Below are 14846 nucleotides of genomic sequence, written 5' to 3' on the forward strand. Positions count from 1 at the left end.
TTGCCTAATTATCTGAGTGATTGGTTTGCCCCGCACACTCGCCCTAAAAAAAATTAAAAATTACCTGTAAACCAACTCTTCATTCTCTCCAGCAACCGGCCAACCGAGCCCGACTGCAAATTCCCTACCATTTGTTTTTCTACCTGCTGCTTGGCCATCAACAGCAAGCCTATGCCGGTGGCATAACGAGGATTACCCACCACCTCGGATAAGCCTTCCACGCCTCTGGGCACGCCTAGTCGCACCGGTGTATGGAAAATCTCTTCGCCTAGCTCTACCATGCCGCGCATTTGCGCCGCGCCGCCGGTAATCACGATGCCGGAAGCAATCATGGATTCCATGCCGCTGCGGCGCAGTTCTTGTTGTACAAACTCGTAAATCTCTTCGACGCGGTCTTCAATCACCTCGGTCAATGCCTGGCAAGACAATTGACGTGGTTCACGACCATCGACAGCCTGCACTTCCACAACTTCACGCGGATCGGCCAGCTGGCGCAAAGCACAGCCATGCTTGACCTTGATTTCTTCCGCTGACTGCGTAGGTGTACGTAAAGCCACCGCGATGTCATTGGTGATCTGGTCACCCGCGATAGGGATCACAGCCGTGTGGCGAATCGCGCCATTCTTGAACACCGCGATATCGGTAGTCCCACCACCGATATCGACCAGGCAAACGCCCAGCTCTTTTTCATCTTCGGTCAGCACAGACTCACTGGAAGCCAGAGGTTGCAATATCAGGTCACTCACTTCCAGGCCGCAACGCTTGATGCACTTGACGATATTCTGGGCCGCCGCAATCGCGCCGGTCACGATATGCACACGCACTTCCAGGCGGATACCGCTCATACCGAGTGGTTCGCGCACATCTTCCTGGCCATCGATAATGAATTCCTGGGTCAGGATGTGCAGGATCTGCTGGTCTGCTGGCAAGGCAATCGCACGTGCGGTATCCACTACGCGGTCAATATCGCTTTGTGAGACTTCGCTCTCCTTGATTTTCACCATGCCATGCGAATTCAGGCTTTTGATATGGCTGCCAGCAATCCCTGAATAAACGTTGTTGATTTTGCAATCTGCCATCAACTCCACTTCTTCAATCGCACGCTGAATCGCCTGCATGGTGGAATCAATATTCACCACCACACCTTTTTTCAGGCCGCGTGATGCATGCTGGCCAACCCCGATCACCTTCAATGTACCTTCCGGCAATATCTCCGCCGCAATCGCTACGATCTTGGATGTCCCGATATCCAGGCCGACGATTAGATTTTTATCTTCTCTTGCTCTACTCATGTTTTTTCCTTGCTTCCGGCTATCCCTTAAGCACCATTACGTGGCATACGTAATGCGAACCCATTGGGATAGCGTAAATCTGCATACCGCCAGTCGCTTTCAGCGATGGCTGGCTGTTGGCTGTAAGCGGCCACAAACTGTTGTAATCGTTGCTTGGCGGCTTCGCGGCCGAGCATCATTTGCCGCTTATCGGTAGTCCTGATCTCCCACGCACGCCGCGAAGACAAGCTCAGTTGCTGGATCTGCAGCGATGTCACCGACAACGTTTGTGCAAAACTGGCATAGCCTTGCGCGAGTTCCTTCACGGCATCACCCGGGCCATAAAACACCGGCAACTGCGCATCCGAAGCCGCCTGGAATAACTCGCCATGCCGGTTAACCAGGGCCACACCGCCCCAGCGGCCTAATGCCTGGTGTTCTTCAATCTGCACCACTATCGTATCCGGCCACTGACGGCGCACACTCACCTTGCGCGCCCACGGCAACTTCTCGAAGGCAGTGCGGGTACGTTGTAAATCCAGCGTGTAAAAATTACCTTTTAAATACTTGCTCACAATCAACTGGATCTGCTCGTGATTGACATGGTCCAGATTGCCTTCCACCTGCACGTGCTTGACCGGGAAGATCGGCAAATGCAGCACGACAAACAACAAGGCGTACAACAGCAACACCACTGCCAGTGAAAACAGCAGGTTGGCAGTCCAGTTCAGCAATGTTGGTCTATTCCACATGGTCTATCCCGTTACGCCTTCAATGTTTGTTGCAAAATGCGCACAACCAATGCGTCAAAATCCAGCCCGGCCGCTTTGGCAGCCATAGGCACCAGGCTATGGTCCGTCATGCCTGGGCTGGTATTCACTTCCAGAAAGTAATACTTGCCAGCCTCATCCATCAGAAAATCCACCCGGCCCCAGCCACTACAACCCAGCACTTTGAAAGCCTGCAAAGCTTCGGCCTGGATCTGTTGTTCCTGCGCTGCAGGCAAGCCACTTGGGCAGCGGTATTCGGTATCGTCACGCAGGTATTTGGCTTCGTAATCGTAATATTCGTTTTTCGGCACGATGCGTATCACTGGCAGCGCGGTATCACCGAGGATGCCAACGGTGTATTCGCCACCGCCGACAAACTGCTCGGCAATCACCAGTGGATCAGACGCTTTTGCCAGCGCATAAGCTGAAGCCAGTTCGTTGGCTTGCTTGACCTTGCTCACGCCTATGCTGGAGCCTTCGTTGGCCGGTTTTACAAACAGGGGCAAACCTAGTTTCTCAACCACCGCGGCGACAGATGTAGCGTCATCCATCAACACATAATCAGGCGTCACCACACCGGCGGCAGTCCACAACAATTTGGTGCGCCATTTATCCATACCCAGTGCAGAAGCCATCACACCACTGCCGGTGTAAGGGATATCCATCAGTTCCAGTGCGCCCTGGATAGTGCCATCTTCACCATAGCGGCCATGCAAGGCGATAAAGGCGCGGTCAAACGCTTTCAAGGCAGATAACTCCTGTGTCGCCGGGTCAAATGCATGCGCATCGACACCCTGGCGCAGCAGCGCAGCCAGTACCGCTGAGCCGCTTTTGAGCGATACTTCGCGTTCGCCGGAACGGCCTCCGAATAACACGGCGACCTTGCCAAATTTTTGCTGTGTTGCACTCATACTATTGTTACGCTTTCCCCAATAACCTTCACTTCTTGTATCAATTCCACGCCTTGTTTTTCATGCACGGTGGCTTTCACGCGCGCAATCAGTGCCTCAATATCTGCCGCACTTGCATGACCCAAGTTCACAATAAAGTTGGCATGCTTTTCTGAAACCTGTGCACCGCCAATGGTGGTGCCTTTCAAACCTGAAGCCTCAATCAACCTCGCGGCAAAATCGCCTTCCGGGTTGCGGAAAGTGGACCCTGCACTCGGCATATTCAGTGGCTGGCTGGCCAAACGCTTAGCCAGCAATTGTTTAATCTTTTCAGCAGACGCTTTGCCATCGCCTTGTGGCACAGCAAACCAGCCGCCCAGAAACCATTCATCCGCCACCGGGTGTGTCACATGCCGGTATACCGGCTGGTACTCTGCACGATCGCGCACTTGCACGGTGCCGCTGCGATGTATGGTTTTCACCTGGTCTACCCATTGCCAGGTTTCACCGCCGTAGCAACCGGCGTTCATCGCCAGTGCACCACCCACTGTGCCGGGAATACCAGCCATAAACTCGGCACCTGCGCGATTGTGGCTGGCAGTAAAGCGGGCCAGCTTGGCGCAGGTGACACCGGCATCGGCATACACGCGTTCGCCTTGCATCTCTAACTGTTGCAAGGCCTGGTGCATCACAACGACTGTGCCGCGTACACCACCGTCGCGCACCAGCAGGTTGCTACCCAAACCTATGAATGTCAGTGGCTCATTGGCTGGCAGCTGTTGCAGAAACCGCTGTAACTGTTCGACGTTATCTGTCAGCACCAGTTGATCAGCCTCGCCACCTACGCGCCAGCTGGTGTAGCGGGCCAGCGGTTCGTGTTTCAGCACTTGTAATGCAGACACACTCATAGCACTGCCAGCTCCCGCGTTTTTGCTGCCACGCTACCAATATTGCCTGCGCCCATCACAACGATGACATCATCCGGCAACAGGCTTTCCAGAATAGCCTGCGGCAATTCTTCAGACGTTTCTACAAAGCGAGGCTCCACTTTGCCATTCACACGCACGGCACGGATCAGGCTGCGCGTATCGGCCGCCACAATCGGCGCTTCGCCTGCCGAGTAGACTTCAGTCAGCAACAGGGCATCGACGGTAGAAAGCACTTTCACGAAATCTTCAAAGCAGTCACGGGTGCGGGTGTAACGATGCGGCTGGAAAGCCAGCACCAGGCGGCGTCCTGGAAAAGCCCCACGCGCAGCGGCAATCACCGCCTGCATTTCAACCGGGTGATGACCATAATCATCCACCAATGTCGCATGCCCGCCCGTGACGGGGATCTCGCCATAACGCTCAAACCTACGGCCCACGCCCCTGAACTCGGCCAGCGCTTTCAGGATGGCGGCATCTGGCACACTCAGCTCTGTTGCAATCGCAATTGCGGCCAGCGCATTCAATACATAGTGATGGCCTGGCAAGTTCAGCGTGACTTCATTGCGCACTGTGGTGCCGTTTTTGCGTATCAGCGTGAAATGCATCTTGCCGCCATCAGCGACGATATTCTCGGCGCGGATACTGGCTTCTTCATGCGTGCCATAGGTGGTCACCGGACGCGTCACGCGCGGCAGGATTTCACGCACATTAGCGTCATCAATGCACATCACCGCCATGCCCCAGAAAGGGATCTGCTGCAAAAACTCGACAAAGGCTGTCTTCAGCTTGTCGAAGCTATGCTCGTAAGTATCCATATGGTCCTGGTCGATATTGGTGACCACTGCCAGCACCGGGTTCAGGTGCAGGAAAGACGCATCAGACTCATCGGCCTCGACCACTATCCATTCACCCGTACCCAGACGCGCGTTGGCACTGGCTGCTTCCAGTTTGCCGCCAATCACAAAAGTCGGATCCATATCCGCTTCGGCCAGAATGCTGGCGATCAGGCTGGTGGTGGTGGTCTTGCCATGCGTACCTGCCACAGCGATGCCCTGCTTGAAGCGCATCAGTTCCGCCAGCATCAGGGCACGTGGGATCACCGCCACTTTGCGGGCACGGGCGGCCATGATTTCCGGGTTTTCTTCGTTAATGGCACTGGAAACCACCACCACGTCAGCATCGCCCAGATGTTCAGTCGCATGACCCTGGTACACTTTGGCACCAAAGCCTTGCAGGCGTTTAGTGGTCACATTGCTGGCCAGGTCAGACCCGCTGATTTCAAAGCCTAGATTCAGCAATACCTCGGCAATGCCGCTCATGCCTGAACCGCCTATACCGACAAAATGAATTTTTTTGACTTTATGTTTCATAGCGAACTTTGTTTCATATGTGTATTGGCTGCTGCCAGTTGCCGACAAATGTCTGCCACCTGGCGTGTTGCATCCGGTCTGGCCAGTGCCCGTGCTTTTTGTGCCATCGCCAGGCAGGTGATACGGTCCAGCGTTTTCAAAGTATTCGCCAGCTGGGTTACATCTAAATCCCTTTGCTGGATCAACAACGCAGCTCCCGCCTGTTGCAGGTAAGCGGCATTAGTCGTCTGGTGGTCATCCACCGCAAACGGAAATGGCACCAGTATGCTGGCAGCACCTACATTCGCCAGTTCAGCCACAGTCAGTGCGCCCGCACGGCAAATCACCAGGTCAGCCCAGTCATATACCTGTGCCATGTCCTGGATAAACGCGCGGCAATCGGCCGCCACACCAGCGTCTGCATAGGCCTGTTTAAGTGCCTCAATATGTTTTTCACCTGCCTGGTGAATGATCTGCGGCCGTGCATTTGCTGGCAGCAGTGAAAAAGCTCTGGGCAACTGCGTATTCAATGCGGCTGCGCCCAGGCTGCCACCGACCACCAAGATGCGTAACTCGCCTTGATGTTCTGCAAAGCGCGCCTCCGGAACAGGCAAAGTGGTAATGTCTTCACGTACCGGATTACCGACCATCTCGCCTTTGCTACCTAGCGCTTGCGGGAAACCGGTCAAGACACGGTTGGCAATTGTTGCCAGTGATTTATTCGTTAATCCCGCGACAGAATTCTGCTCATGGATGACCAGCGGCACACCTGCCAGTTTCGCCATCACCCCTCCCGGGAAAGCAGCAAAACCGCCCATACCCAGTACCACGTCAGGCTGATGCTGTTTAATCGCCTGCCTGGCCTGACTAAACGCACGCACCAGTTTCGCAGGCAATGTCAGCCAGCCTAGAAGACCTTTGCCGCGCACGCCCTGCATGGTCATCATGGCTTTGGCATAAGGCTTGTCGGCAATCAGGCGATTTTCCATGCCACCTTCGGTCGCCAGCCAGACGATCTTCCAGCCTTGCGTTTGCAGAGCATCTGCCACCGCAATCGCCGGGTAGACGTGACCACCAGTGCCGCCAGCCATCACCATCAGTTTGTACTGACGGCTCATGTCGTCAATCCTTTTTGCAGCCGTCTATTTTCAAAATCAATGCGCAGCAACACCGCCATGGCGATGCAATTCGCCAAAATGCCACTACCGCCGTACGACAACAGCGGCAACGTTAAACCCTTGGTCGGCAGCAAACCCATGTTCACGCCCATATTGATAAAGCCTTGCACACCGATCCAGACACCAATGCCTTGTGCCAGTAACGCAGCGTAATAACGTTCGTTGGCAACCGCTTCTTTGGCGATGCTGAACGCGCGGATGACCAGCCAGGCAAACAGGAGCACCACGACCATGACGCCGACATACCCTAATTCTTCAGCCACCACAGCGAGCAGGAAGTCGGTATGCGCTTCCGGCAGGTACAACAGTTTTTCTACGCTGCCACCCAGGCCTACACCCCAGAATTCCCCACGACCAAAGGCAATCAAGGCATGTGACAACTGGTAGCCGGTATCAAACGGGTCATCAAACGGATTCAGGAAGCCTTTCATACGCTCCAGGCGATAGGGTTCCATCACCACCAACCCCACTACTGCCAGCGGTAACGCAGCCAGCATGGCAAGAAATATTTTGATATGCACGCCGCCCAGCCACATGATGGAGAAAGCGATTGAAGCAGTCACGGCAAAGGCGCCGAAATCCGGCTCGCGCAACAGCAATACGCCGACAAATACCATCACGCCCAGCATAGGCAAGAAGCCTTTGGTGAAACTATGCATGCTGCTGGCTTTGCGCACTGCGTAATCAGAGGCATACATGGCAATAAACAGTTTCATCAGTTCAGAAGGTTGCAAATTCATGACCAGTAACGAGATCCAGCGACGGCTGCCATTGACCACTTTGCCTATGCCGGGAATCAACACCAGTACCAGCAAGACAATGCCGAACACAAACAGGTAAGGCGACATCTTTTGCCACCAGGCCATGGGGATCTGGAACACGATGACGGCAGCCACCAGCCCGACCGCGATATACAGTGCCTGGCGCATCAAGAAATACGTACTTTTATGGCCGAACATTTTGCTCGCATCGGCATAGGCGATCGAAGCCGAATAGACCATGACCATGCCGAACGCCAGTAATGACAGAACTACCCACAGCAGCGACATGTCGTAGCTGGGGGAGTTGTAACGCTCGCGTGTCATCATCAACGGACCAAGCATGCGGCCTCCATGGCTTTGACGGCTTCAACAAATACCTGCGCCCGGTGCTCGTAGTTCCTGAACATATCGAAACTGGCGCAAGCTGGTGAAAGCAGTACGGCATCGCCGGCTTCTGCCAGCGTTTTCGCGATATGCACGGCCGCGGTCAAATCGACGGCATCTACTACCGGCACTTGAATGTTCTGCAACACCTGCTGAATTTTTGGACCATCGCGCCCGATCAGCACCACTGCCCTGGCATGTTTTACAACGGCCTCCCTCAAGGGGCTGAAATCCTGGCCTTTACCATCACCACCGGCGATCAGCACTACTTTCTGTGGTTTGCCCTGTTTGAGCATGCCGCTGATGGCAGCGGTCGTGGCACCAACGTTAGTGCCTTTGGAGTCGTCATAAAAATCGACCTCATCTATCTTGGCTACCCACTCCACGCGATGTGGCAAACCTGCGAAAGACTGCACGGTATGCAGGATAGAAACCTTGTCTACGCCTATCGCCTGGGTCAAGGCGATCGCCGCCAGCGCATTGGCAATATTATGCTTGCCACGGATATGCAAACTGTCGGCTTCGATATAGTGCCTGTGCCCGGCGCACAGCCAGCCGAGGTCATTCAAGCCGTAATCGTTAATGGTCGGTGCCGGGTTCACACCAAACGATACCTGTGGCAACTGGCCTGCCAATGCAGCACTGGCAGGGTCATCGCGATTCACGATCGCGATACGGGCCTGCTGGTAAATGCGAGCCTTGGATTGCGCGTAATCTTCCATGCCGGAATAGCGATCCATGTGATCTTCAGAAAGATTGAGCACGGTCGCCGCATCCACCACCAGGTGATGGGTCGCTTCCAGCTGGAAACTGGACAGTTCAAGCACGTAGACGTCAGGCGCAGTCATCTGCAAGGTATCCAGCACCGGCACGCCGATATTGCCAGCGACTATGGTATTCAACCCGGCCTGTTTGCAGATTTCCCCGACCAGGGTAGTGACCGTGGTTTTGCCGTTAGAGCCAGTGATTGCAATCACTTTGGCATACGGCGCACGGAAGCGGGCAAACAACTCGATATCGCCAATCACGCTCTTGCCCTGCGCGATCAACTGTTGCAGCACCGGCTCTTTCAGTGAAACGCCGGGGCTGGTGACTATGGTATCCATGCTGGCTAGTAGCGCAGCATTGAATGGCCCGAGGTGGCATTCCACCGTCGGGAATTCTTCGTGCAACCTATCCTGCCCAGGCGGATGCAAGCGTGAATCAAACATCACCACTTCGGCACCCATTTGACGCAGCCAGCGCAAAGCCGAGAACCCGGTGTCACCCAGTCCTATCACTCCTACCCGCTGTTGTTCAAATTGTTTTTTCATGACTCGCGTTCGATTGGATTTACTTTATATCTAGTTCAGTTATCTCAGTTTCAAAGTGGATAAACCCACCAGTACCAGCATCATGGTGATGATCCAGAAACGGACCACGACCTGTGTCTCTTTCCAGCCTTTTTGTTCATAGTGATGATGCAAAGGCGCCATCAGGAAGATACGTTTGCCTGTGCCTGTCATTCTCTTGGTGTATTTGAAATACAGCACTTGTGCGGCCACCGAGAACGTCTCCACCACGAACACACCACCCATAATGAACAGCACGATTTCCTGGCGCACGATGACAGCCACTACGCCCAGGGCAGCGCCCAGCGCCAGCGCGCCGACATCACCCATAAACACTTCGGCCGGATAGGCGTTAAACCACAGGAAACCCAGCCCGGCACCAGCCATTGCGGCACAGAACACCATCAGTTCACTGGCGCCCTCAACGTAAGGAATACCCAGGTATTTAGCGAATACGATGTGCCCGGTCACATAGGAAAACAGTGCCAGCGCAGCAGCCACCATCACGGTAGGCAGAATCGCCAGACCATCCAGGCCATCGGTCAGGTTGACGGCATTGCTGCTACCCACAATCACCAGATAAGTCAGCACAATGAAACCAACTGCGCCGAGTGGAAGCACCAGATGTTTAAAAAATGGCACGATCAATGTGGTTTCAACCGGCGTGGTAGAGGTGGCATATAAAAACACCGCCACACCAAAACCAATCAGGCTTTGCCAGAAGTATTTTTCTTTAGCGGCCAGCCCTTTCGGGTTTTTATAAACCACTTTGCGGTAGTCATCGACCCAGCCCACTGCGCCAAAACCCAGTGTGGTGATCAGCACCACCCAGATAAAGCGGTTATGCAAATTGCCCCATAACAGGGTAGAAATCGCAATCGCCACCAGTATCAATGCGCCACCCATGGTCGGTGTACCAGCTTTCACCAGATGTGTCTGCGGACCATCATCACGTACAGCCTGACCAACCTTGTATTCAGTCAGCTTGCGTATCATGGCTGGCCCGACCAGGAACGAGATAGCCAGTGCAGTCAGCGTCGCCAGCACCGCACGCAGCGTGATGTAATCAAATACGTGGAACCCACGTACATCCGATGACAGCCACTTTGCCAATTCCAATAACATAAGCTTCCCTATTTCCCCACCAGTTCGGCGGCTTGTGTTTCCACCAGCGCATTGACTACCCGCTCCATTTGCATGAAACGCGAGCCTTTCACCAGTACGATGTCTTCTGCGGTTGTATTTGCCTGTAATGCGGCAATCAAGTTTTCTATCGCGTCAAAATACTGCGCCTGGCTGCCAAAAGCGTTGACCGCTGCTTTGGTGTGATTACCCAGGGCATACATGGCATCCACGCCATGGTCTTTGGCATAACGCCCGATTTCGGCATGCATGGCTTCGGCGTCATCGCCCAGTTCACCCATATCACCCATGACGAATACGGTGCGTTGACTGGCGTTTTGCAATACATCCAGTGCCGCTTTCATTGAATCCGGATTAGCGTTATAGGTGTCATCAATCACCTTGGCGCCATTGGCAGCCGTTTTCTGTTGCAAACGGCCTTTCACACCGCCAAAGCCTTGCAGGCCTTGGGCGACTTCATCCAAGGTTGCCCCGGCGGCCAGGCTGGCAGCAGCGGCAGCCAGTGCGTTTATCATGTTGTGTGCGCCCGGAACGGCCAGTGTCAGCGTGACTGATGCCTGCTGATAATGCAGTTTGAAAGCATCGTTGACTAATGCCTCAGCGCGGACATCCGCTTGCGCATGCAAGCCAAATGTCAGCACGCGCCGTGAGGTATTCAGGCCGCGCCAATAACTGTAAAACTCGCTGTCTGTATTAATTACGGCAATGCCGTCATCGGCCAGCCCGGCGAAAATCTCGCCCTTGGCTTTGGCAATGTTTTCACGCGAGCCCAGTTCACCAATATGCGCAGTGCCAGCATTGTTGATGACGGCCACATTCGGCCTTGCAATCCGGGTCAGGTAATCAATCTCACCAAGGTGGTTCATACCCATCTCGATCACGGCACTGCGGTGAAACGGGCGCAGGCGCAGCAAGGTCAATGGCATGCCGATATCGTTATTAAAGTTGCCGGCAGTCGCCAGCACTTTGTCGGCCCCGCCCACATGCAACCGCATGACTGCGGCGATCATTTCCTTGGTCGTGGTTTTACCATTGCTGCCGGTCACCGCGATTAAAGGCGTGCCCAGATGCTGGCGCCAGTAAGCCGCCAACTGCCCCATCGCCAGACGCGTGTCTTTGACTTCTACCGTAGGTAATTCTGTTTTCACGGCGCGTGAAACCAATGCAGCAGAGGCGCCCAGCGCAGTGACCTGTGGCAAGAAATTGTGCCCATCAAACTTTTCGCCCGGTAATGCAACAAACAACTGGCCTGGCTGCGCGCGACGGCTATCGGTATCGACGGAGGTCACTTCGACATCCGCACTAAGCCCTTCGGCACGTAACGTGCCTTGCAATACTGCTGCGATGGTGTGCAATGACATCATGCTTGCGCCCTCTTTTTCAGCGCGTTGAGTACCCACTCGGCATCGCTGAACGGATAACGGATACCTTGGACTTCCTGGTAATCCTCATGGCCCTTGCCAGCCACCAGCACGACATCGCCTTTGTTGGCACGTGACACAGCCAGCGCAATCGCTTTGGCGCGGTCTGTCTCCATGGTGAATTCACGGGTCAGGCCTTCGGAGATCGCGGCAATAATCGCGTAAGGGTTCTCGCTACGCGGGTTATCGTTGGTCACGATCACATGATCTGCCAGTGTGCCGGCAATGCGGCCCATTTCGCTGCGCTTGCCGGTATCGCGGTCACCGCCACAACCAAATACGCAGCTCAATTTTCCGCGTGCCTGTATACGTAAAGTATCCAGCGCTTTTTCCAGGGCATCCGGCGTATGCGCATAATCGACCACGACCAATGGCAGGTCACCGCCACCGAACATCTGCATGCGTCCTGCCACTGGCACCAGCCCGGATACCGCCTGCAAGGCCGCGGGCAAAGCGACACCATTGACCAGCAAGCAAGCCAGCACCGCCAATACGTTATAGACATTAAACTGGCCCAAGGCATGCAATTGCACAACGCCATTGCCTTGTGGTGTTTGCACCTGGATTTCAAAGCCGGTCGCATGCATGGTCACTGCGGTCGCGCAGACATCGGCCTCATGCATGCCGTAACTCAATACCTGCTTGCCTTGCTGACGCAAGCGCTCAATCAGCGTGACACCAAAGGCATCATCCGCATTGATGACGGCTGCCGCTAAGGTTTGCCAGTCAAACAGTTTTTGCTTGGCTTCCTGGTAAGACTCCATCGTCACGTGGTAATCCAGGTGATCACGGGTCATGTTGGTGAACACCGCCACGTCAAACGACACACCATTCACACGCCCCTGATCCAGGCCATGTGACGAGACCTCCATGGCGACCATCTTGATATCTTCCAGCACAAAATTGGCCAGGATCTTTTGCACTTCCACCGGGCCTGGCGTGGTGTTCTGGGTAGGCTGCAAATCATCCAGCGTGCCATTCCCCAGGGTGCCTATCACCGCTGATTTTTGCTGCAGGAAACGGTAAGCCTGTGCCAGCCAATGGGTGACGGTTGTTTTACCGTTAGTGCCGGTGACGCCTACGCACCATAACTGCTCTGATGGGTCTTTATAGAATTGGCTGGCAATATGCCCGACCTGGAATTTCAGGTCAGGAATGGCGATATTGTGTACCGTCCACTCCGGGTTCCAGTCAAACCCCAGGCTATCCCAAATCACCGTATTGGCGCCTTTGGTAATGGCATCTGGAATATATTCACGACCATCGCCATGCTGCCCAGGATAAGCGAGGAATAAGCCATGTTTTTCAACCTGGCGGCTATCTGCGGTGATGCCATGTACCGGCGCTGGAATAATGTATTTACTCACATCGCCTCCGGTACGGCATTGGCTTCTGTTGGCGTTGCCAGTGGTACGGCATTGCCATCTTGTGGAATCGCCAGCATACGCAAGACATCATTCATGACGGCGCTGAATACCGGTGCTGCGACGCTGCCGCCGTAATATTCGCCATTATTGGGTTCATCTATCATCACTGCCATGATCAGGCGTGGATTGGACGCAGGTACCATACCGACAAACGAACCGACATATTTGTCATGTTCATAGCCATGTGGGCCTAACTTATGTGCAGTACCGGTTTTGCCGCCGACGCGATAGCCGGTGACTTGGGCTTTCAAGGCGGTACCGCCCGGCTGTACCACCAGTTCCAGCATGTCTTTCACCGAATTGGCGACCTTGGCGGAAAACACCTGGCGGCCCACTGGCGGCTCAGGTAATTTGGTCAAGGTCACAGGCAATAATTCGCCTTCATTGGCGAATACGGTATAGGCACGGGCCAGTTGCAATAAAGTCACGCTGATGCCGTGACCATAGGACATGGTCGCCTGTTCAATAGGACGCCAGGTTTTGTAATCACGCACCTTGCCGGAAGCTTCACCCGGGAAACCGATTTTTGTCGGTGAGCCAAAGCCGAGCTGGATATAGGTATTCCACAATTGTTCGCGGTTAAGTTCCAGCGCCATTTTGGCGGAGCCGACATTGGAGGATTTCTGGATGATCTGTGACACGCTCAACATCTGGTTAGGATGCGCGTCATGGATAGTGGCAGTCCCTACGCGCAGATAACCAGGCGCAGTCTGGATTTTGGTATCCGGCTGATAGGGGCCGAATTCCATGGCAGCAGCGGCAGTCACCGGCTTCATGGTAGAACCCGGTTCGAAAATATTGACGATGGCTGAGTTACGCAGCTTGCTGGCGACATTGCCCGGGTTATTCGGGTTATAGGTAGGGATATTCACCAGTGCCAGCACTTCGCCGGTTTTGGCGTCGAGCACGACGGCCGCAGCGGCCTTGGCTTTATGTTTTTCTACTGCGCGTGACAGTTCGCGATGCACAACGTATTGCACGGTACGGTCTATGCTCAGCACTAGGTCCTGGCCATCGTGTGGCAATTTAATGGCGACCAGATCTTCAACCACATGGCCTTTACGGTCACGTACAAAATCGCGCTTGCCGGAAGTACCGGACAGCACGCTGTTGCGGAAAAGCTCCATGCCCTCCACGCCAGTGTCATCCACCCCGGTGAAACCGACGATATGCGCCGCCACTTCTGCCGCAGGGTAGAAGCGTTTGTATTCTTTCTGACTGAATACGCCGGGCACTTTCATCGCCATCACCAGTTTTGCCACATCGGGCGCCACTCTCCGTTTGATATATACAAATTCTTTTTTCTTTTGCTGCACTTTTTGCTGCAGCTCTTTTGGCCGCATTTCCAGCAATTTGGCCATCTGTTTCAACTGCGCCGCCGAGATATTCACATCGGTCGGGTTCATCCATAACGATTCCACCGGCAGGCTGATCGCCAATGGCTTGAAGTTACGGTCATAAATCTTGCCGCGGTGCGGCATCAATTCCACTTTGCGACGCGAAAACGCTTCGCCTTTTTTAATCAGGTAATCCTTATGCAGGGTTTGCAGGTAAAACCCGCGACCCAGCAGCAAGGCAAAACTCAGCAACAGCAATATCAGCAGCGTTCTTCTGCGCCAGGCTGGCAACTTGACCAGCTTATGTTGACTCTCTTTAAGCAGCATGTGCGTTCACTGATTCACACCACTTCAAGGCGCTGCCGGCGCAACTACAGGTGTTGCCGGCAGGTCTACCACAATCACTTGCGTCTGTTGCATGCTCGGGCTGTGCATGTGCAAGCGCGCCGTGGCGAATTCTTCCAGGCGCGAATGCATGGCCCAGGTACTTTGCTCAATCTGCAACTGGTCATACTCGGTCATATATTGCTTGGTTAGCATCTCCTGCCGATCCAGTTCAAAATACAACTTGCGCGCCTTATACTGCGCGGTCACCACACCCAATGCCATGGCGATGGTGACTGCAAATAAAATCAGGTTCAGGCGTATCATTCAG

13 protein-coding genes are annotated in these 14846 nt (G+C 54.3%); all 13 read right to left on the reverse strand.

The window, feature by feature from the left end:
- Nucleotides 1-53 precede the first annotated feature (53 nt).
- The 13 genes from ftsA to ftsL are packed head-to-tail and all read right to left on the reverse strand — an operon-like array spanning nucleotide 54 to nucleotide 14842.
- Entirely contained in the window at nucleotides 54-1292 is a 1239-nt protein-coding gene (ftsA, locus tag ACSSVF_RS02065; RefSeq protein WP_492405093.1) for a cell division protein FtsA, read from the reverse strand.
- A gap of 26 nt (nucleotides 1293-1318) precedes the next feature.
- A complete protein-coding gene (locus ACSSVF_RS02070; RefSeq protein WP_442585466.1) occupies nucleotides 1319-2023 on the reverse strand; it encodes a cell division protein FtsQ/DivIB in 705 nt (234 codons plus the stop codon).
- Nucleotides 2024-2034: 11 nt separating this feature from the next.
- Nucleotides 2035-2952 (reverse strand): D-alanine--D-alanine ligase, encoded by a 918-nt coding sequence (locus ACSSVF_RS02075; protein ID WP_492405094.1) that lies wholly within the window; start codon nucleotides 2950-2952, stop codon nucleotides 2035-2037.
- The gene (gene murB / locus ACSSVF_RS02080) at nucleotides 2949-3839 is read right to left on the reverse strand and encodes a UDP-N-acetylmuramate dehydrogenase (RefSeq protein ID WP_492405096.1); all 891 of its coding nucleotides are present in this window, start codon (nucleotides 3837-3839) and stop codon (nucleotides 2949-2951) included. The genes ACSSVF_RS02075 and murB overlap by 4 nt, the downstream gene beginning before the upstream one ends.
- Complete coding sequence (murC, locus tag ACSSVF_RS02085; protein ID WP_492405098.1) at nucleotides 3836-5230, reverse strand: UDP-N-acetylmuramate--L-alanine ligase; 1395 nt, start codon at nucleotides 5228-5230, stop codon at nucleotides 3836-3838. Before murC ends, murB begins: the two co-directional genes overlap by 4 nt.
- On the reverse strand, nucleotides 5227-6327 hold the full coding sequence (gene murG / locus ACSSVF_RS02090) for an undecaprenyldiphospho-muramoylpentapeptide beta-N-acetylglucosaminyltransferase (protein WP_492405100.1): 1101 nt from the start codon (nucleotides 6325-6327) through the stop codon (nucleotides 5227-5229). Before murG ends, murC begins: the two co-directional genes overlap by 4 nt.
- Nucleotides 6324-7490 (reverse strand): putative lipid II flippase FtsW, encoded by a 1167-nt coding sequence (gene ftsW / locus ACSSVF_RS02095; protein WP_492405101.1) that lies wholly within the window; start codon nucleotides 7488-7490, stop codon nucleotides 6324-6326. The genes murG and ftsW overlap by 4 nt, the downstream gene beginning before the upstream one ends.
- A complete protein-coding gene (murD, locus tag ACSSVF_RS02100) occupies nucleotides 7475-8845 on the reverse strand; it encodes a UDP-N-acetylmuramoyl-L-alanine--D-glutamate ligase (protein WP_492405103.1) in 1371 nt (456 codons plus the stop codon). The genes ftsW and murD overlap by 16 nt, the downstream gene beginning before the upstream one ends.
- Nucleotides 8846-8884: 39 nt before the next feature.
- Nucleotides 8885-9988: a phospho-N-acetylmuramoyl-pentapeptide-transferase gene (gene mraY, locus ACSSVF_RS02105; RefSeq protein WP_492405105.1), complete on the reverse strand. Its 1104-nt coding sequence runs from the start codon at nucleotides 9986-9988 to the stop codon at nucleotides 8885-8887.
- Nucleotides 9989-9996: 8 nt separating this feature from the next.
- A complete protein-coding gene (locus ACSSVF_RS02110) occupies nucleotides 9997-11370 on the reverse strand; it encodes a UDP-N-acetylmuramoyl-tripeptide--D-alanyl-D-alanine ligase (protein ID WP_492405107.1) in 1374 nt (457 codons plus the stop codon).
- Nucleotides 11367-12794: a UDP-N-acetylmuramoyl-L-alanyl-D-glutamate--2,6-diaminopimelate ligase gene (locus tag ACSSVF_RS02115; RefSeq protein ID WP_492405109.1), complete on the reverse strand. Its 1428-nt coding sequence runs from the start codon at nucleotides 12792-12794 to the stop codon at nucleotides 11367-11369. The genes ACSSVF_RS02110 and ACSSVF_RS02115 overlap by 4 nt, the downstream gene beginning before the upstream one ends.
- Nucleotides 12791-14518, reverse strand: coding sequence for a peptidoglycan D,D-transpeptidase FtsI family protein (locus ACSSVF_RS02120; RefSeq protein WP_492405111.1), 1728 nt, complete (start codon nucleotides 14516-14518; stop codon nucleotides 12791-12793). The genes ACSSVF_RS02115 and ACSSVF_RS02120 overlap by 4 nt, the downstream gene beginning before the upstream one ends.
- Nucleotides 14519-14542: 24 nt before the next feature.
- A complete protein-coding gene (ftsL, locus tag ACSSVF_RS02125; protein ID WP_492405113.1) occupies nucleotides 14543-14842 on the reverse strand; it encodes a cell division protein FtsL in 300 nt (99 codons plus the stop codon).
- Nucleotides 14843-14846: the final 4 nt, after the last annotated feature.

This window comes from Methylophilus sp. E2MeOHC9, assembly GCF_058744375.1.